This is a genomic window from Streptomyces sp. NPDC044704, assembly GCF_056433525.1.
The window spans coordinates 222234-240423 of the sequence record NZ_JBWKGY010000002.1 but is presented as its reverse complement, the minus strand read 5'-3'; the positions used below and the strand labels follow the sequence as shown (position 1 = coordinate 240423).

At 73.9% G+C, this 18190-nt stretch carries 19 protein-coding genes; 11 read left to right on the top strand and 8 right to left on the bottom strand.

Features of this window, described 5'->3' with window-relative positions; all coding sequences use genetic code 11:
• Window positions 1-372 precede the first annotated feature (372 nt).
• Window positions 373-1056 (top strand): glycerophosphodiester phosphodiesterase, encoded by a 684-nt coding sequence (locus AC07B0_RS05445; RefSeq protein WP_478896867.1) that lies wholly within the window; start codon window positions 373-375, stop codon window positions 1054-1056.
• Between the two features lie 16 nt (window positions 1057-1072).
• Here AC07B0_RS05445 and AC07B0_RS05440 read toward each other — a convergent pair whose 3' ends face one another.
• Window positions 1073-1612: a GNAT family N-acetyltransferase gene (locus tag AC07B0_RS05440; RefSeq protein WP_467293813.1), complete on the bottom strand. Its 540-nt coding sequence runs from the start codon at window positions 1610-1612 to the stop codon at window positions 1073-1075.
• A 146-nt stretch (window positions 1613-1758) separates the two neighbouring features.
• Here AC07B0_RS05440 and AC07B0_RS05435 point away from each other — a divergent pair, with 146 nt between their 5' ends.
• The 4 genes from AC07B0_RS05435 to AC07B0_RS05420 all read left to right on the top strand — a co-directional run bounded on the left by AC07B0_RS05435 (window position 1759) and on the right by AC07B0_RS05420 (window position 4712).
• Window positions 1759-2292, top strand: coding sequence for a DUF5134 domain-containing protein (locus AC07B0_RS05435; RefSeq protein ID WP_478896865.1), 534 nt, complete (start codon window positions 1759-1761; stop codon window positions 2290-2292).
• Between the two features lie 123 nt (window positions 2293-2415).
• Complete coding sequence (locus AC07B0_RS05430) at window positions 2416-3354, top strand: M56 family metallopeptidase (RefSeq protein ID WP_469377543.1); 939 nt, start codon at window positions 2416-2418, stop codon at window positions 3352-3354.
• Between the two features lie 34 nt (window positions 3355-3388).
• On the top strand, window positions 3389-4054 hold the full coding sequence (locus AC07B0_RS05425) for a phosphatase PAP2 family protein (protein ID WP_469377545.1): 666 nt from the start codon (window positions 3389-3391) through the stop codon (window positions 4052-4054).
• A gap of 37 nt (window positions 4055-4091) precedes the next feature.
• Window positions 4092-4712 carry a TetR/AcrR family transcriptional regulator gene (locus tag AC07B0_RS05420; protein ID WP_356870381.1) on the top strand — a complete coding sequence of 207 codons (621 nt, stop codon included), beginning with the start codon at window positions 4092-4094 and terminating at the stop codon, window positions 4710-4712.
• Between the two features lie 56 nt (window positions 4713-4768).
• Here the strand turns inward: AC07B0_RS05420 and AC07B0_RS05415 are convergent, their stop codons facing one another.
• On the bottom strand, window positions 4769-6295 hold the full coding sequence (locus AC07B0_RS05415) for an LVIVD repeat-containing protein (RefSeq protein WP_478896862.1): 1527 nt from the start codon (window positions 6293-6295) through the stop codon (window positions 4769-4771).
• Between the two features lie 38 nt (window positions 6296-6333).
• On the opposite strand from AC07B0_RS05415, the gene AC07B0_RS05410 reads away from it, so the two are divergent.
• Together AC07B0_RS05410 and AC07B0_RS05405 are read left to right on the top strand one after the other, a co-directional pair.
• Entirely contained in the window at window positions 6334-6987 is a 654-nt protein-coding gene (locus AC07B0_RS05410; RefSeq protein ID WP_356870377.1) for a DUF305 domain-containing protein, read from the top strand.
• A 52-nt stretch (window positions 6988-7039) separates the two neighbouring features.
• Window positions 7040-8401, top strand: a complete 1362-nt coding sequence (locus AC07B0_RS05405) for an FAD-dependent oxidoreductase (protein ID WP_478865862.1) — start codon at window positions 7040-7042, stop codon at window positions 8399-8401.
• A 488-nt stretch (window positions 8402-8889) separates the two neighbouring features.
• Here the strand turns inward: AC07B0_RS05405 and AC07B0_RS05400 are convergent, their stop codons facing one another.
• On the bottom strand, window positions 8890-9246 hold the full coding sequence (locus AC07B0_RS05400; protein WP_469377552.1) for an ArsR/SmtB family transcription factor: 357 nt from the start codon (window positions 9244-9246) through the stop codon (window positions 8890-8892).
• A 73-nt stretch (window positions 9247-9319) separates the two neighbouring features.
• Window positions 9320-10420: an NADH:flavin oxidoreductase/NADH oxidase gene (locus AC07B0_RS05395; RefSeq protein WP_469377554.1), complete on the bottom strand. Its 1101-nt coding sequence runs from the start codon at window positions 10418-10420 to the stop codon at window positions 9320-9322.
• Between the two features lie 205 nt (window positions 10421-10625).
• Here AC07B0_RS05395 and AC07B0_RS05390 point away from each other — a divergent pair, with 205 nt between their 5' ends.
• The 3 genes from AC07B0_RS05390 to AC07B0_RS05380 all read left to right on the top strand — a co-directional run bounded on the left by AC07B0_RS05390 (window position 10626) and on the right by AC07B0_RS05380 (window position 13455).
• A complete protein-coding gene (locus AC07B0_RS05390) occupies window positions 10626-11714 on the top strand; it encodes a WD40/YVTN/BNR-like repeat-containing protein (RefSeq protein WP_356870369.1) in 1089 nt (362 codons plus the stop codon).
• A gap of 27 nt (window positions 11715-11741) precedes the next feature.
• Window positions 11742-12428: a uracil-DNA glycosylase gene (locus tag AC07B0_RS05385; RefSeq protein WP_356870367.1), complete on the top strand. Its 687-nt coding sequence runs from the start codon at window positions 11742-11744 to the stop codon at window positions 12426-12428.
• A 97-nt stretch (window positions 12429-12525) separates the two neighbouring features.
• Window positions 12526-13455, top strand: a complete 930-nt coding sequence (locus AC07B0_RS05380; protein WP_356870363.1) for a sirohydrochlorin chelatase — start codon at window positions 12526-12528, stop codon at window positions 13453-13455.
• Between the two features lie 96 nt (window positions 13456-13551).
• Here the strand turns inward: AC07B0_RS05380 and AC07B0_RS05375 are convergent, their stop codons facing one another.
• The 4 genes from AC07B0_RS05375 to AC07B0_RS05360 form a co-directional block, all read right to left on the bottom strand.
• Window positions 13552-14619: a lactonase family protein gene (locus AC07B0_RS05375; protein ID WP_478896860.1), complete on the bottom strand. Its 1068-nt coding sequence runs from the start codon at window positions 14617-14619 to the stop codon at window positions 13552-13554.
• 53 nt (window positions 14620-14672) lie between these two features.
• Entirely contained in the window at window positions 14673-15812 is a 1140-nt protein-coding gene (locus AC07B0_RS05370) for a nitric oxide synthase oxygenase (protein WP_356870359.1), read from the bottom strand.
• Window positions 15813-16028: 216 nt separating this feature from the next.
• Window positions 16029-16589 (bottom strand): GNAT family N-acetyltransferase, encoded by a 561-nt coding sequence (locus tag AC07B0_RS05365; RefSeq protein ID WP_469377560.1) that lies wholly within the window; start codon window positions 16587-16589, stop codon window positions 16029-16031.
• A 121-nt stretch (window positions 16590-16710) separates the two neighbouring features.
• Window positions 16711-17553 (bottom strand): DUF3159 domain-containing protein, encoded by an 843-nt coding sequence (locus AC07B0_RS05360; protein ID WP_478896857.1) that lies wholly within the window; start codon window positions 17551-17553, stop codon window positions 16711-16713.
• 146 nt (window positions 17554-17699) lie between these two features.
• Here AC07B0_RS05360 and AC07B0_RS05355 point away from each other — a divergent pair, with 146 nt between their 5' ends.
• Window positions 17700-18182: a hypothetical protein gene (locus AC07B0_RS05355; protein WP_478896855.1), complete on the top strand. Its 483-nt coding sequence runs from the start codon at window positions 17700-17702 to the stop codon at window positions 18180-18182.
• The last annotated feature ends 8 nt before the right edge of the window (window positions 18183-18190 follow it).

Here is an 18190-nt window from a genome sequence, read left to right as displayed (position 1 = left end):
GACGAGGAGCGGGGGCGTACGGAGCCCGGCCCCGGGACCGGACCGGGAAGGGTCCCGGACCCGCGCGGAGCCGCCCCGGTCTCACCCTGGACCTGAGGTCGAGGGTCCCCCGGAAGCAGGGCCTCCGAAAGCTCCGCGCGGCGGGCCGTCAAGGCTGCGAGGACGCGCCCACGCCCGGGTGACGCGGCGGGCCCGCACCGCACCGCCCCAGCGCGTACGGCCCCGGCGGGAAGCCGCCGTACGGCCGATCCGGGCCCCCGCACGCCCGGTCCCTTCGCGGGCGGCGCGCACTAGCATGCGTCCTCACCGCGCGCGGCCGGTCGGGACACCGCGACCGCGCGGGGAGCCGCCGTCGACGGAAGCGAGAGAACCTTGACTTTCCTCACCATCGGTCATCGCGGGGTCATGGGTGTCGAACCGGAGAACACCCTGCGGTCGTTCGTCCGCGCGGAACGCTGCGGGATGGACGCCATCGCGCTGGACGTCCGACTCAGCAAGGACGGCGTCCTCGTCGTCCTGCACGACGCCGAAGTGGACCGCACCACCGACGGCGCGGGCGCCGTCGCCGACCTGACCCTCGCCGAGCTGCGCGCCCTGGACGCCGGCCAGGGGGAGCGCGTGCCCGTCCCGGAGGAGGTCCTGGACGCCGTCCGGGTCCCGCTGCGGGTGTCGGTGCACGACCAGCGGACCGCGGCCGCGCTCGCGGAACTCCTCGTGCGCGGGGACCTGACCTCCCGGGTGGAGGTGGCCTCGCGCGACGGCGCGGTGCTCACCACCGCCGCCCACCTCGCGCCGGGCCTGCGGACGGTCCTGCACGCGGAGCGGCACGGGGCGGACGTCGTCGACCGGGCGCTGGCCGCGGGAGCGGGGACGCTCGACCTGGACCTGCGCCGCATCACCCTGGAGACGGTGGAGGCGGCGCACGCGGCCGGGCTGCGGGTGACGGGGCGGACGGTCGACACCCTGGATCAGCTGCGGCTGGCGCGGGCGCTCCAGCTGGACGGCGCGGTCACCGGTCTCCCGGAGATCCGCAGCACCGGCCGCTTCACGGCCTGAGCGGACGCCCGGGCCGTCAGAGCGACTTGACGAGGAGCTCGAAGGCCAGGTCGTCGCGGCGCGGCTCGCCGAAGCGCGCGTCGCCGTAGGGGAAGGGGCTCAGCTCGCCGGTGCGCAGGTAGCCGCGGCGCACGTAGTAGGCGATGAGCTCCTCCCGTACGTTGATCACCGTCATCCGCATCTCCTTGGCCTCCCACGTCTCGCGTGCGCGGCGTTCCGCCTCGGCCAGGATCTCCTTGCCGAGGCCGCCGCCCTGGAGGCCGGGGCGGACGGCGAACATGCCGAAGTAGGCGTGGTCCCCGCGGTGTTCGAGCTGGCAGCAGGCGATGAGTTCACCCGCGCGCTCGACGACGAGCAGCACGCCGTCCGGGTTGGCGATGACCGCGCGGACCCCGTCCGGGTCCGTGCGCTGGCCGTCCAGGTAGTCGGCCTCGGTGGTCCAGCCCGCCCGGCTGGCGTCTCCGCGGTAGGCGGATTCGACGAGGGCCACCAGTTCCGGTACGTCCGCGTCCACGGCGGAGCGGAAACTGAGGGCGGCGGGCTGGGCGGTGGACATCGGGCGCTCCGTTCGATGCGGCGGCATATGACATGCCTGGTGCGGCAGGGAGAGCGTAACGCGGGGCGGCGTGAGCGCGGTGTGAGAGGGGCATCCCTTCCCGTGACGCCGACGAACCGGGAGGTTCCGCCGTGCACGGTCCCGCCATGTCGTTCTCCCCCTTCTCCGCCTCCGCCGTGTCCTCCTGGCTGCTCGTGCTGCTGTGCGCCGTGAGCGGTGCGTACTGTCTGCTGCGGGCGCGCAGAGCGGGGCGGCCGGAGCGCGGGCCGGCGGCGGGCGAGGCCGTGATGGGGTTCGGGATGGCGGCGATGGCCGTGCCCTCGGGGACCGGCCCGTTGGGCCCGGGGATCCTGCTGGCGGTCTTCTGCGGAGCGGCGGTGCACGCGCTGTGGATGCTGCGCGACGGGGTCCACCACGCCCACCACCTGGTGGGCTCGCTGGCGATGGCGTACATGGCGCTGTCGATGACCGCCGGGCACGGGCACGGCCGCGCGGGACTCCCGGTGGTGACGGGGGCGCTGCTGCTCTACTACGCGGGCTACGTGCTGCTCGGCGGGGCCCGGCTGGTGGCGGCGGGCGGCGGGCAGCCCCCGGTGGCGGCGGGCGGCCCGGAGGACTTGGCCCGGGCGTGCCGACTCGCCATGGGTACGGGGATGTTGGCCATGCTGGCGGCCATGTGAGGGCCGCGCCGGGGCGGGCCCGCCGGGCGGCGGCCGCGCCGGGTGCGCGGGGAAACGTGTCCTGCGTCACCAAAGCCCCGGGGGCGTACCCGTAGGTAGGGGTGCGCTCATAGGCTGGCGGACATGATGGTCCCCGCCGTTCTCCTGCTGCTCGGCGCACTGACCGCGGTGCTCGCACCCCGCCTCCTGGCCCGGGCCCAGTGGCCCGAGCGCGAACCCGTCGTCGCGCTGTGGGCGTGGCAGTGCGTGGTGGGCGCGACGCTCCTGTGCCTGGCCCTGTCGATGCTGCTGAGCGCGGCCGCCGCCTGGCAGGCGGTCCGGGGCCGGCTCTTCGCGGTCGCCCCGCACGGGGTGGTCGACGCGTACGAGCTGGGCGCGGCGGGCGGTCCGTGGGCGACCGCCACCGCCCTGGCGCTGGCCTGCGGGGGCCTGTGGACCGGCGCGATGCTGACGAGGGAGGTGCTGCGGGCGCGGGCCCGGCGCCGCACCCAGGGGGCCGAACTGCTGGTCCGCGCTCCGCTGCTGCCCGGCGAGGAGCCGGAGGCCGGACGGCTCGTGGTCCTGGAGGGGCCGCGGCCGGAGGCCTGGTGGCAGCCGGGGGCGGTCCCGCAGCTGGTGGTGACCACGGCGGCGCTCGGCCGTCTCAAGGGCAGCCAGCTGGATGCCGTACTGGCGCACGAGCAGGGGCACGCCGCGGCCCGGCACGACTGGCTGCTGCACTGCTCGCGGGCGCTGTCGCGGGGGTTCCCGCAGGTGCCGGTGTTCGCCGCGTTCGAGGCGGAGATGCACCGGCTGGTCGAGCTGGCCGCCGACGACGTGGCCTCGCGGCGCTACGGACGTCTGACGATCGCGCTGGCCCTGGTCGGACTGAACGAGGACCGGGGGGTCTTCGGCCCCTCCCCCATGGCGCAGGCGCACGTCCCGCAGCGCGTGCGGCGCCTGCTGTCGGCCTCGCCCCGGCTCTCCCCGGGACGCCGGCTGCGGCTGACGGCGCTGGCCACCCTGGTGCCGGCGGTACCCCTGCTGGTGGCCTTCGTACCGGGACTCAGCGCGCTGAGGTGAAGGTTGCGTTCCGCATGCTGCGAGGATCGGGGGCATGCGGAACGACCAGCTGGGGAGAGCGGGGGCGGCCTGTGCGCTGGCCGCGGCCGTGCTGACCGTCCTGGTGGTGGTGGCGTGGCCGCCGCTCATCGACTTCGACGAACGGATCGCCGGGGCACTGCACCCGTACGCCGTCTCGCACCCGGCGGTCACCGGTCTGACGCGGGTGTTCAGCGACTGGGTGTGGGACCCCTGGACCATGCGGGCCCTGGCCGCGGCGGCCTGCGCGTGGCTGTGGTGGCACGGTGACCGCTCGCGGGCCGTGCGCGTGGCGGTGGTGACGCTGGTCGCGTCGGCGGTGCAGCAGGGGCTGAAGGCCCTCGTGGGCCGGGAGCGGCCGCAGTGGCCGGATCCCGTCGACTCCGCGCAGTACGCGGCCTATCCGTCGGGGCACGCGATGACGGCGACGGTGGTGTGCGGAGTGCTGCTGTGGCTGCTGCCGGCGAAGGCCCCGCGGGGGCTGGTGTACGGCGCGTGGGCGGTGGCCGCGGTCTCGGTGCTCGGGGTCGGCTTCACCCGGCTCTACCTCGGCGTCCACTGGTTCTCGGACGTGCTCGCGGGCTGGCTCCTGGGGGTGGCCCTGGTGGCGCTCGCGGCGTGCCGGTGTGCCTGCCCGGGGCGATCCCCCGCGTCGCCCCGAACAGACGACACCGTGCGCTGAGTATATTGGCCGAGAGCCAGTCAACGCAGGAGTAAGCATGTCCCCGCGCAGCGCATCGGTCAATGAAGAATTGCGCAGACGTTCCCGGGAGCGGCTGCTCCGCGCGACGGTCGAGCTGGTGTCCGAACGGGGCTTCGAGGCCACGACGCTCGGCGACATCGCCGACCGTGCGGGCGCGGCCCGCGGCCTGGTCTCGTACTACTTCCCGGGGAAGCGGCAGCTGTTGCAGTCCGCCGTGCACCGGCTGATGCACATGACGCTGGAGGAGGCGCTGGAGCGGGAGCCGCGTACGGACGACGGCCGCGAGCGGCTCGCCCGGGCGATCGACGCGGTCCTCGGGCTGGCCCGGGACCACCCCCGGCTGATGCGCACGCACATGGCGGGGATCCTCCAGGCCGAGGGCTTCATCCAGTGCCCGGAGCAGCAGCGCCTCGCGGAGCTGCTGCGGGACACCGTCGCCCGGTACGGCTCGGCGGACGTGGACGCCGACTACCCGCTGCTGCGGGCCCTGCTGATGGGAGCGGTGGTGGCGGTCCTGCTGCCGGGGGCGCCGATGCCCGGACCGCGGCTGCGGGCCGAGCTCTTCCAGCGGTACGGACTGGACTGGGAGCTGGGCGTCCCGCCGGACGGCGGACCGCCCGGCGGGACGTTCGTGTGACGGCTTCGCGTGTGGGTACGAGCTACGGGCTTCGGGTGACGGGTGGGCGGTCGGGGTCAGTGGTAGTCGGGCTGGGTCTGCACGTTGAGGCGGTCCATCCGCACCCACTTGGCGCTGTCGGTGCGCCAGTCGTCGAGCCTCAGCACGTCGAGCCCCTTGACGATGTCGTTCGAGTAGATGTGCCCGTTGTAGTAGTACGCCGACCAGGAGCCGCCGAGGCCGAGCCGGTCGGTGGTCAGCGGACCGCGTTCGAAGTAGCCGATCTCCTTGGGGCGGGTGGAGTCGGTGAAGTCCCACACCGAGACGCCGCCCTGGTACCAGGCCTGGACCATGATGTCGCGACCGCCTCCGACCGGGACCAGCGAGCCGTTGTGGGCCACGCAGTTCTCGGTGTCGGCCTGGTGGCGCGGGATCTTGAAGTAGCTCTTGAACACGAGCTTGCGCTGGTCGCCGCGGCCGGTGATGTCGTAGATGCCGTCGGCGCCGCGGTCGGGTCCGGTCGCCTCGTTGCAGGTGGCGCCGCCGCCTCCGCCGAGCTCGTCGGTGAAGACCACCTTGTTCGCCCGCTCGTTGAAGGTGGCCGAGTGCCAGAAGGCGAAGTTCACGTTGTCCTGGACCCGGTCGATGACCCTCGGCTGCTCGGGCTCGGTGATGTCGAAGAGGATGCCGTCGCCCATGCAGGCGCCGGCGGCCAGGTTCCTGGAGGGCAGCACCGTGATGTCGTGGCAGCCCGTGGTCTTGGAGACGCCCGGGTTGGCGGGCGCGCCCGGGTTGCCGCCGTCCGGGAAGAGGACGGGGAAGCCGACGACGGCCGCCTTGGCCGGGGCCTTCTTGGGGACCTTCACGACCGAGATGCCGTCGTGCGGGGGCCTGCAGTCCGGGAAGGCCTCGTTCGGGGAGTACGAGGCGACGTAGAGGTAGAGGTCACGGCCGCCGGGCACCAGGGTGTGGGTGTGGGAGCCGCAGGCGGTCTCGACGGACTTGACGTACTTCGGGTTCTTCTTGTCCTTGATGTCGAAGATCTTGATGCCCTCCCACGACGACTTCTCCGTCGCGGGCTGCGAGACGCTGTTGCAGGAGTCGTCGCTGCGCGAGGAGTCCGTGGAGAGGAAGAGGAGGTCCCCCGAGACCGAGATGTCGTTCTGGCCGCCGGGGCACAGGACGCGGCTGACCACCTTCGGGGCCTTGGGGTTGGCGATGTCGTAGATCGTGAAGCCGTCGTAGTTGCCGGCGTAGGCGTACCTGCCCTCGAACGCCAGGTCGGAGTTGACGGCGGCGGGGTTGGCGCTGGGGATGTTGGCCAGGGGCTTGATGTTGCGGCTGTGGACGATCTCGTCCTGGCCGGGTATCTCGCCGGGGGCGAGTTCGCGGTCCGGGGCGGGAGCGGCGCTCTGCCCGGAGCCGGCGCCGGGCCGCAGGTCTCCGGGGTCGGGGGTGGCGGCCGCCGGTCCGGCGGTGGCCAGGAGCGTGGTGAGGAGTCCGGCGGCGGCCAAGGCCACCCCCAGGCTCCGGTGGCGCACTCTGACGGTGTGCAGCGAGGTCACTGTGCCTCCCGTGGGGGCCCGAACGTCCCGCTTCCTCATGGGAACGGAACCTGGACCCCGGCAGTATCTTCCTTTCCATGGACATGGCAAATGCGTTAGTCAGCCGATTCCTGGGGGCGGCCCTGGCCGCCGGACTCCTCCTCGCGCTCACCGGCTGCGAGGACGACGGCGCCGCGGCCGCGGCGGGAGGCGACGGGCCGGTGGTGGTCGCACCCGGCAGACCGGGCGAGAAGGCCCGCACCCTCTCCCCCGAACAGGCGGCGAAGGAACGGCCCGACGACAGCCCGAACGCGGCCGACCGCGCGTACGTGCGGAACATGACCGAACACCACCGCCAGGCCCTCGTGATGAGCGCGCTCGCCCCCGAGCGGGCCTCGGCCGAAGGCGTCAAGCGGGTCGCGGAACGGATCGCGGCGGCCCAGGGCCCCGAGATCGGCGCGATGGAGAGGTGGGGCGCCCTCCACCCCGCGCCCGCCCCGGACCCGGGCGCCCACGACCACGGGTCCATGCCGGGGATGGCGACGCCGCAGCAGCTGGACGAGCTGCGCAGCGCCAGGGGCGCCGATTTCGACCGGCTCTTCCTGAAGCTGATGACCGCCCACCACGAGGGCGCCCTGAAGATGGCCGGCGAGGCCCTCGCCCGGGGCAACAACGTCGCCGTCGAGGAGATGGCGACCGAGGTGGTGGCCACCCAGAGCGCCGAGATCCACCGGATGCGCGCGATGGGCTGACGGGTCCGGGGGCCGGTGTCATGCTGGGAACACCTGCGGGAGGAGCTCCGCCGTGCTTCGTGTCGCCGTCGTCGGTTCGGGCCCGAGCGGGGTCTACGCCGCCCAGGCCCTGGTCCAGCAGCGTGAGGTCCCCGGCGTGCGGGTCGACGTCCTGGACCGGCTGCCGGCCCCGTACGGACTCGTGCGGTACGGGGTGGCCCCCGACCACGAGAAGATCAAATCGCTGACCGGAAGCCTTCGCTCGGTGCTGGAGGACGACCGGATCCGCTTCCTCGGGAACGTGGAGGTCGGCACCGGACCCCTGACCACGGACCGGCTCCTGGAGCTCTACCACGCGGTCGTCTACTGCGTGGGCGCCGCCCGTGACCGGCCCCTCGGCATCCCGGGCGAGGAACTGGCCGGGGTGCACTCCGCCACGGCCTTCGTGTCCTGGTACAGCGGCCATCCGGACGCCGGGGCCTTCGACCTGGGCGGGGTCCGCTCGGCCGTGGTGGTCGGCGCCGGGAACGTCGCGGTGGACGTGACCCGGATCCTCGCCCGGGGCGCGGCGGAGCTGGCGCCGACGGACATGCCCGCGGCGGCCCTCGGCGTCCTTGCCGGCAGCGGGGTCCGCGAGGTGTCGATGGTGGCCCGGCGCGGACCCTCGCAGGGCCGTTTCACCACCAAGGAGCTCCGCGAACTGGGCACGCTGCCGGGGGTGGCGACGCGGGTGGATCCCGCCGAGGCGGCCCTCGACCCGGCGTACGGGGACCCGGAGGCGGCGGCCGCGCTGCCCGCCGCGGCCCGGCGGAACCTGGAGGTGCTGCGCGGCTGGGCCCGGCCGGACACCGGCCCGGCGGCCGGGGAGGAGCGCCGCATCACGCTGCGCTTCTACCTGAGGCCGGTCGAGGTGTTGGGCACCGGGGAGGGCCGGGTGCGCGCGCTGCGCTTCGAGCGGACCGCCCCCGACGGCCGGGGCGGGGTCACGGGGACGGGCACCTACGAGGACGTCCCGGCCGACCTGGTGCTGCGCTCGGTGGGGTACCTGGGGGTGCCGCTGCCCGGCCTGCCGTTCGACGCGGCGAAGGGGACCGTGCCGCACGCGGCGGGCCGGGTGCTCCGCGCGGGCCGGGCTCCGGTCGGCGAGTACGTGGCGGGCTGGATCAAGCGCGGGCCGACCGGGGTGATCGGCACGAACCGGCCGTGCGCGAAGGAGACGGTGTCCTCGCTGCTCCAGGACGCGGGGGCGCTGGCACGCCGCGAACTCACGCGGGACCCGCTGGACGCGCTGCGGGCGGCGGGGCTGCGCCCCGTGGAGTGGCCGGGCTGGCTGGCCATCGAGTCGGCCGAGGCGGAACTCGGACTCTCCCTGGGCCGCCGCTCGGTGAAGATCCCCGACTGGGCCGGCCTGCGGGGCGCGGCCGGCCTCGCATAGGGTCGCCGAATCCCTTACCAGTCAGGGGAGTTGGCGACGGGGCGGACGGTACGACGGGGTGCGTACGCGGCACTGACGGCGGCGGCGGGAGCGGCGCTGCTCGCGGGCTGCACGGAGGAACCGGAAGGGCCCGCCGGGTCGCGGCGTCCGCCCCTAGTGCCGTGGCCGGGAAGGTGTGCCGGGTCGCGGCGTCTGGTGCGGTGCGTCTCAAGGCGGAGGGCCGCGGCTCGTACTGGACGTACCTCCGTGGTCCGACAACGCGGAGAGGTGCCGTGCCGGGCGTCGCGACCCGGTGGACCTTTCCGGTCACGGCACTAGGGCCTGTCGTCAAACTCCCGTCGTCGCCCGGAGGGCGGCCCTGCGGCGTCTGGTGCGTGCTCTCGGTGCGCCGGGCGGAAGCCCGCGTACTGGACGTACTTGGCTTTCGCCCGGTGCGGCGAGAGCGCGTGCCAGGCGTCGCGGGGCAGACAGGAGTTTGACGACAGGCACTAGGTCGCGAGCCCTCCGAGCCGGGAGGCCTCGGCGGCCGCCGCGGCGAGGACGCTGTCCAGGAGGCCGGGGAAGAGGGTCTGGAGTTCCTCGCGGCGCAGGCCGTTCATCTTGGCCGTGCCGCGGTAGGTCTGGCGTACGACGCCGCTCTCGCGCAGGACGCGGAAGTGGTGGGTCGTCGTCGACTTGGTGACCGGCAGGTCGAAGTACGAGCAGGCCAGTTCGGCGTCCGTGGCGGCGAGGTCGCGGACGATGGACAGCCGGACCGGGTCGGACAGCGCGTGCAGCACGCTCTCCAGCCTGATCCCGGCCGCCTCGGGGTGGGCGAGGACACGGGCCGCGTCACGTTCCGTCATGTCCTGCTCCACTCGTTCGTCTTGCCGTGCCCGTGTCCCTATCGTACGAGAACCGTCGTAGGACCGTCGCCGGTCACCAGGCGCGGTGGTACTGGTCCGGGGTACGGATCTCCGCACCGAGTTCGGCGGCCGCGCGGCGGGCCCAGAACGGGTCGCGCAGCAGTTCCCGGCCGAGCAGGACCGCGTCCGCCTCACCGTTGGCGAGGATCTTCTCGGCCTGCTCCGGTTCGGTGATCAGGCCGACGGCGGCGACGGGCAGGCTCGTCTCCGCCTTGACCCTGGCGGCGAAGGGCACCTGGTAGCCGGGGCCGAGCGGGATCGTGACGCCGGGGGCGAGGCCGCCGGTGGACACGTCGAGCAGGTCGACCCCGCGGCTTTGGAGGAGTCCGGCCAGCTCGACCGTGTCATCGGCGGTCCAGCCGTCCTGTTCCAGCCAGTCGGTGGCGGAGATGCGGAAGAACAGCGGGAGGTCCTCGGGCCACTCGGCGCGCACGGCCTCGACGACCTCCAGGGCGAAGCGGGTCCGGTTCTCGAAGGAGCCGCCGTAGGCGTCGGTGCGCCGGTTGCTGTGCGGGGAGAGGAACTCCCCGATGAGGTAGCCGTGGGCGCCGTGGATCTCCACGACCTCGTAGCCCGCGGCGAGGGCGCGCCGGGTGGCGGCCGCGAACTCGCCGGTGATCGTACGGATCTCCTCGACGGTGAGCGCGTGCGGCACGGGGTGGCCCTCGGCGAACGGTACGGCGCTCGGCGCACCGGGCTGCCAGCCGTGCGCCTCGGCGCCCACGGGGCGGCCGCCCTTCCAGGGGCGGTCGGTGGAGGCCTTGCGGCCCGCGTGGGCGATCTGGATTCCGGGGACGGTGCCCTGGGCCTTCAGGAAGGCGGTGATGCGGCGGAGCGCCTCGACCTGGGTGTCGTTCCAGATGCCGAGGTCGTAGGGGCTGATCCGGCCCTCGGGGGAGACGGCGGTCGCCTCCTGGACGATCAGGCCCGTACCGCCGGTGGCCCGGGCCGCGTAGTGCGCGAAGTGCCACTCCGTGGCCACGCCGGCCGCCGGACCGGCGGGCTCGGCGCTGTACTGGCACATCGCGGCCATCCACACGCGGTTCGGGACCGTCACCGAACGGAGGGTGTAGGGCCGGAAAAGGGCGGCAAAGGCAGCGGGGGCAGCGCTCATGGGGCTCTCCAGACGTCACCGGACGCGCACCGGGGATCGGCGGCTAAGTACGAGAACTACCGTACTACGAAATCTCTCGTAGTACGAGGGATCCCGTACAAGCGGCCGGCCCCGGCCGCGCGTGCCGCACGGCCGGTGTCGGCGGTCGGGTGCACACTGGCCGAAAAGCTGCCGTGAAGGACCAGGACGTCCGGAGGTGTCGGCGATGACCGACGTACTGCTGCTCGCGGGGACCCGCAAGGGGCTCTTCATCGGACGGCGCGAGGGCGCCGGCCCCTGGGAGTTCGACGGGCCCCATTTCAACGCCCAGGCCGTGTCGGCGGTCGCGATCGACCGGCGGGGGCCCGCGCCGAGGCTCCTGGTCGGCGGCGACAGCTCGCACTGGGGACCGTCCGTCTTCAGCTCCGACGACCTCGGGGCGACCTGGCGCGAACCCACCGCCGCCGCCGTGAAGTTCCCGCAGGACACCGGGGCCTCCCTGGAGCGGGTCTGGCAGCTGCATCCGGCCGGACCGGAGGCCCCGGACGTGGTCTACGCGGGGACCGAGCCCGCCGCCCTCTTCCGCTCCACCGACCGCGGCGAGTCCTTCGAGCTGGTCCGCCCCCTGTGGGAGCACCCGACCCGGTCGGCCTGGGAGCCGGGCGGCGGCGGTGAGGGGCTGCACACCGTGATCACCGACCCCGCGGACCCCCGGGCGGTGACGGTCGCCGTCTCCACCGCCGGGGTCTTCCGCACCCGCGACGGCGGGGAGAGCTGGGAGCCGTCCAACCACGGGGTGTCGGCGGTGTTCCTCCCCGATCCGGATCCCGAATTCGGCCAGTGCGTCCACAAGATCGCCCAGGACGCCGGGAACACGGACCGGCTGTACCTCCAGAACCACTGGGGGGTCTACCGCAGCGACGACGCGGGCACGGAGTGGACCGACATCGGCGCCGGACTGCCCTCCGACTTCGGCTTCGCCGTGGCCGCGCACCCGCACCGGCCCGACACCGCCTACGTCTTCCCGCTCAACGCCGACTCCGACCGCGTCCCGGCGCAGCACCGCTGCCGGGTCTTCCGCACCCGGGACGCGGGCGCCACCTGGGAGCCGCTGTCGAAGGGCCTGCCGGCCGGGGACCACTACGGCACGGTGCTGCGCGACGCCCTGTGCACGGACGACGCCGACCCGGCGGGCGTCTACTTCGGCAACCGCAACGGAGAGCTGTACGCGAGCCACGACGACGGCGACAGCTGGCAGCTGCTCGCCGGGCACCTGCCCGACGTGCTGTGCGTCCGGGCGGCCGTACTGCCCTGAGCCGTTGAGCCACTAGAGTGATCCACTGTGGCAGCGAGACCCTTGAACGAGATCGTCGAGCCGGGCTGGGCCCGGGCTCTGGAACCGGTGGCGGCCCAGGTCGCCGCGATGGGCGACTTCCTGCGCGCCGAGATCGCGGCGGGCAGAACCTACCTCCCGTCCGGGGCGAACGTGCTGCGCGCGTTCCAGCAGCCCTTCGACGAGGTGAAGGTGCTCATCGTCGGACAGGACCCGTACCCCACCCCGGGGCACGCGATGGGCCTGTCCTTCTCGGTGGCCCCCGACGTCCAGCCGGTGCCGCCGAGTCTGGACAACATCTTCCGGGAGCTGCACACGGACCTCGGCGTGCCCCGCCCGGCCAACGGCGATCTGACGCCGTGGACCCGGCAGGGCGTGCTGCTGCTGAACCGCGCCCTGACCACCGCCCCGCGCAAGACCGGCGGGCACCGCGGCAAGGGCTGGGAGGCGGTCACCGAGCAGGCGATCCGGGCCCTCGCCGCGCGCGGAAAGCCCCTGGTGTCGGTGCTGTGGGGACGTGACGCCCGCAACCTGCGGCCGCTGCTGGGCGAGCTGCCGGCCGTGGAGTCCGTCCACCCCTCCCCCATGTCCGCCGCCAACGGCTTCTTCGGCTCCCGGCCCTTCAGCAGGACCAACGACCTGCTGGTCAGGCAGGGAGCACAGCCCGTCGACTGGCACTTGCCCACAGTCAGTTGAACCTTATATGACATTCAACGGATAAATACGGACAGATGCCGCCCGTCCAGGCCCTGCCCGAACACCCCGTTCCGATAAACCAGTAGCATGCGGCGCCATGAGCTCCCCCACTGGGCCCGCAAATGGCCTGCCCGTACGAATGCCGCGACCCCGCCAGACCGGACGGCACCGCCGGCCCGAGCCCGCGGTGGCGCCCGAGGGCGCACCCGCGCTGGTGCTCGCCGTGCCCGGTGCCCCCTCGGCCGCCTCGCGCGGTCTCGCGGAAGAGATCATCAGCATCGGCCGCTCCGAACTGCCCGGCCTGGACGCCCGGATCGGCTACCTCGAAGGCACCGACGGCGAGGACGCCGCCTCTTGCGAGTTCCCCTCGCTCGCCGGCGTGCTGACCGCCGTCGCGAACGAGCGTGCCGCGCGCGCCGAGTTCGCCCGCGCCGCCGGTCACGAGGTGCCCGCGCCGACCGGCCCGGACGCCGTGGTCGTGCCCCTGCTGGCCGGCCCCGACGGCGACCTGCTGCGCCGCGTGCGCCAGGCGCTGATGGACTCCTCGGCCGCCGCCGAGCTGGCCGACGTACTGGGCCCGCACCCGCTGCTCGCCGAGGGCCTGCACGTGCGCCTCTCCGAGGCCGGCCTCGCCCGCGCCGACCGGGCCCGGCTGTTCACCGTGGCCACCGCCGCCGACGGCATCATCCTGGCCACCACCGGCGGCGAGGAGGCCGTCCAGGCCGCCGGGATCACCGGCATGCTGCTGGCCGCCCGTCTCGCGGTGCCCGTCATGGCCGCCGCCCTGGACCAGGAGGGTTCGGTGGCCGCCGTCGCCGCCGAGCTGCGCGGTTCCGGTTCGGCGCAGCTCGCGCTGGCCCCCTACCTGATCGGCCCCGAGGCGGCCGAGGGCCTGCTCGACACGGCTTGCAAGGAGGCCGACTGCGCCACCGCCGAGGTGCTCGGCGCCTACCCGGCGCTCGGCAAGCTCGCCGTCGCCCAGTACAGCGCCGCCCTCGGGATCACCCTGGGCGCTGTCACCCAGTAGCCGCCGCGGGCGCTCTGGACGCAGTGAAGGGCCCGTCCCCGGGATCTCGGGGGCGGGCCCTTCCGCACGTCCCGGGATCCCCCGGCGCGGGCGCCGTCAGCCGAAGACCACGCAGGTCGCGGCCGGGGCGGGGACGGATCCGGACCGGTGGGGCCGTCCGGTCAGCGGGTCCACGTCGAACCAGGTGACGTCCCCGGACCGCTCGTTGGCCGCGTACAGGCGGCGGCCGGAGGGGTCCACCGCGAGGTCGCGCGGCCAGCTGCCGCCGCAGCCGACGGTGCTCGTGAGCCGCGGCTCCTCGGCGCCGCCCGCGAGCGAGAAGGTGACGAGGACGTCGGTGCCGCGCACCGAGGCCCACAGGAAGCGGCCGTCCGGTGAGGCGACGAGCGCCGAGGGGTAGGCCCGTACGGCCCCTGGGGCGCCGCTGGAGGCGACCGGAACCTCGGAGACCGGTTCCAGTTGCCCGGAGGCCGCGTTCCAGCGGCAGACGGTCAGCTGTGGCTCCAGTTCGTGCAGGACGTACGCCACCGGGTCGGCCGGGTGGAAGACGAGGTGGCGCGGTCCGGTCCCGGCGCGCAGGGCGGTCTCGGAGTGCGGCCGGAGCGCGCCGGCGGCCGGATCGAGCGCGCAGACCCGTACGGAGTCGGTCCCGAGGTCGACGCTGAGCACCCAGCGGCCGGCCGGGTCGGGCAGCACCTGGTGCGCGTGCGGGGCCTCCTGGCGGTCGGCGTCGACGCCCGAGCCCCGGTGCGCGAGGACCGAGGCCGGTCCGGACGGGCTGCCGTCGGCGGCCAGGGGCAGGCTGCTGACGCTGCCGGAGGTGTAGTTGGCGGTGAGCAGCCGGCCGCCGGCCAGGCTGAGGTGGGTGGGGCCGGATCCACCGACGCGGACCGGGGGGCCGGCCGGGGCCAGCCCTTCGGCGGTGGGCCGGAAGGCCGCCACCGCGCCCTGTTCGGCCTCGCTCACCGCGTAGAGCAGGCCGGTGGTCCGGGAGAAGGCCAGGTACGAGGGGTCCGCGAGGGACCCGGTGGCCGCGAGCGGGGTCAGCGCCCCGGTGGCCGGATCCACGGCCGCGGCGGTGATGCCGCGGCCGCCCCCCGAGGTGAACGAGCCGATGTAGGCCCGGTGCCCGCCGCTGTGGTCCGTACTGTCCGCGCCGCTCACTGGTGCCCTCTCCGCCGCTCCGGATCCGTTCGGAGCCGACGGTAACAGAAGGTCTAGACCAAGTCCCGCCCCTTGGCGCGTTCCTGTGCGCCGGAGTGGTGGACGTACGCCGTGGTGCTCGGCCGGTCCTCGAAGGTCCGGTGGAACACGGGGGTGGCGGAGCCGGAGATCGGCGGGACGATCCAGGACCAGTCCGCCCCGACGTCACGGCCCTTGCGCTCCTCCCGCTCCAGGTGGGAGAGGAACCGCCGGGACTCGCTGTGGTGGTCGGCGATGGTGACCCCGGCCCGGTCGAAGGAGTCCAGCACCGCCCGGTTCAGTTCCACCAGCGCCCGGTCCTTCCAGAGGGAGCGGTCGCTGGAGGTGTCCAGACCGAGCCTGCGGGCCACGGCCGGGAGGAGGTTGTAGCGGTCGGTGTCGGCGAGGTTGCGGGCGCCGATCTCGGTGCCCATGTACCAGCCGTTGAACGGGGCGGCCGGGTAGTGGACGCCGCCGATCTCCAGGCACATGTTGGAGATGGCCGGTACGGCGTGCCAGCGCAGTCCCCAGTCGCTCCAGTCGTCCCGCTCGTCGGGGTGCCGGATGGGCACCTCCAGTACGGCGTCCGCGGGGGTGTCGAACCAGCGGGGTTTGTCGTCGACGCCCTGGACCACGAGCGGGAGCAGGTCGAAGGGGGTGCCCGGGCCGCCGGCCCAGCCGAGCCTCAACAGGGCTTCCGTGAGCGGGGCGTTGCGGGCGTCGCCCACGGTGACGGAGGGGTGGTCGCCGTACCCGGCGTACCGCACCAGCTGCTCGCTCCAGATCAGCGGGCCGGGACGGCCGGGGGCGTCGGGGGCGAAGACGGTGAGGGTGGGCCTGACCCGGCCCCGGTTGGTCGCCTCGCGCAGGTGCTCGAAGCACTCCTCGGCTATCTCCTTGGAGTCCGTCAGCCCGCGCCGGTCGCGCACCCGCAGGGAGTTCCAGTAGAGCCTGCCTATGCACCGGTTGCTGTTGCGCCAGGCCACGCGGGCCCCGTGGACCAGCTCCTGCGGGGTGTGCCGGTAGGTGCCGGTCTCCGCGAGCTCGGCCCGTACGGCGGCGAGCCGGACCCGCGGATCACCGGCCTCGGGGTTCTCCCGGTGGAAGAGCCGGATGAACTCCTCGGCTTCCTCCCACACCTGAGCGGCGCTCGACTGCTGTTGCAGTATTTCCATTGCGGGCGGTTACCCCCTGTCCGACCAGATCCACCCTGTACGTGCCGGATGAATGTGCAATCAACAATCACCGTTTGTACATGCCGCAGGTCAGCACCGTGCCCCGGGAACACCCGGAACACTCCTCCGAGTGATCTTCGCGCATCGGCCTGCGGAGGTGGGTGCTACCGGCGTACCATCCGCCGCAGTCCGGGAGTTGAGGCCTCCCGGGGTGCGTCAGCCGCAGGGGCGGCTCATGAACAGCGCCCGCTCACCGGCGGCCGGAGTGCCGTCGTAGAGCGCCGTGTCCAGACCGCAGAGGCTGAACCCCATGCGCCGGTAGGCGTGCACGGCCGGAGCGTTGACGGAACTGACCTCCAGCCACAGGTGCGCGGCGCCGCGGGCGCGGGCGAAGGCGGCCGCGTGCTCCATCAGCGTCCGGCCGATGCCGCGGCCCCGGTGGCCGGGCGCGACCTCGATGTCCTCGACGGTGAGCCGCCGGTTCCACGCCGCGTACGTGACGGCGGCGAAACCGCACAGGACCCCGCCGTCCACGGCGACGAAGGTGCGGGCGTCCTCCGAGCCGCCCTCCGCCTCGCCGGGGCCGTCCTCGTCCGGCGGGAACACCTTGTGCAGCGGCGGGTCCACCGGGATCTCCGCGAGGGCGAACCCGGTCTCGGAGACGGTCACGTCGAAGACGGTGGCCGTGTGGAAGGAGCCGTCGAGGGCCTCGATGGCCGCCCGGTCGGCGGGCCGGGCGGTGCGGTACTCGACGGAAGGGGTGCCGGTGCTCGTCATGCCCCCGACCGTAACGCCGGGGTGGGGCCGCCGGAGGGCGGATGCCCGGTGTCCGGCCGGTTCCGGCCCGGTTTGAGGATCGGTTTCAGGCCCGGGTTCAGGCCCGGGTTCAGGCCCGGGTTCAGGCCGGAGCGCTGCCGTCGGCTGCCCGGGAGGCCTGGCGGTGCAGGGCCCGCGTGAGCGCGCCGCCGCCGACGATCAGGGCCACGCCCAGCCACCACAGGTCCCCGTCGAAGACCAGCACCGCGATGCCGGCCGGTACGAGCACTCCGGCGACCGGAGTCAGCAGGGCGGCCGGGGACAGCGGGCCGCCCTCGTGGCCCTGCGCCCGGGCGCGCACCACCTCCGGGTACCAGACCGTGAAGCGCACCGCCGCGACGATGGCGGCGATCTGGATGATCCAGCCCGTCCAGAGGTTGTTCGGATTGTGCAGCACCAGGTCGCCGTAGGCGCCGGCGAGGGCGGAGACCAGGAAGGCCAGCCCCCACACTCCGGTGATCACGTAGTTGGCGCGCAGGAACTCCGGGGAGTTCCAGTGCGCCCGGTCGACCTGTTCGCGTGCGTACTGGAGGGTGAACGGCGTCCGCAGCGCCATCGAGCCGAAGGCGATCACGACGAGCGCGATGTTGGACAGCTCTCCGGCGTACGTCTCCAGCCAGCGCAGGGTGCCGCTGTCCGCCAGCAGTCCCACCAGCGAGAGGGCCGCGAAGAAGATCAGGTCGGCGAGTTCCAGGAGTTTCCACGAGGTGCCGGGACGGGCGATCCGGCCGCCCACGACGAGCACGAGGGACACGCCGAGGGCGAGCGCCACCGCGACCTCGAACCGGCCGGGGCCCACCAGCAGGGAGAAGACGATCCACGGGGCCATGCCGACGACCGGGTTGTCCAGGAATCCGGCGAACGCGCCCCGCGCCGTGGACGCGCCCTGTCCCGCGGCCGCAGACCGGCCCTCTTCCTCGGCCACTGCCGGGCCCCCTTCCGCGTCGAGGCGTCCTCCTCCCAGCCTGACTCCGGCGCGCCGGGTCCGCGAGACGGGCGGGCCCGTCGGAGCGGGGCCCGCCGTGATCTTGGCGTGCGAGACTTCTGCGGTACCTGGGGAGGGAATGGCACGTGAGGGTGAGGGTGGCGGCGGTCGCCGCGGTGCTGGCGGTGACGCTGAGCGGGTGCGTGACCCTGGGCCGGCCGGAGGCGCCGTACGGGGGACCGCCGGTCCCCGTGGAGACGGTGGTGGGCGACATGACCTCCGCCTTCGCCGAGGCGGGCGTGGCGCTGACGCGGATGCCGCAGGAGTACCTCTCCATCGAGTGCCACGAGTACCTGTACGCCGAGCACGACGCGGCCACGGCCGACGCCGTGCTGAAGGACGCCTTCAAGAGGGCGGAGGGCCGCGGCTGGAAGGTCCTGCCCCCGTACGCGGAGGGCGGTCACAGCCTCCGCAAGGCGAACTGGACCGCGCACGCGCGGCCCCTCATCCGGACCGCCGGCGAACCCACGACGGCGGTCAGCTTCATCCTCCAGTGCGACGGGGGCATGTCGAAGAAGCAGCCGGGCTCCGCGTCGACCGCCCCGGCACCGTCCTCCCCCGCCCCCTGAGGGACGGC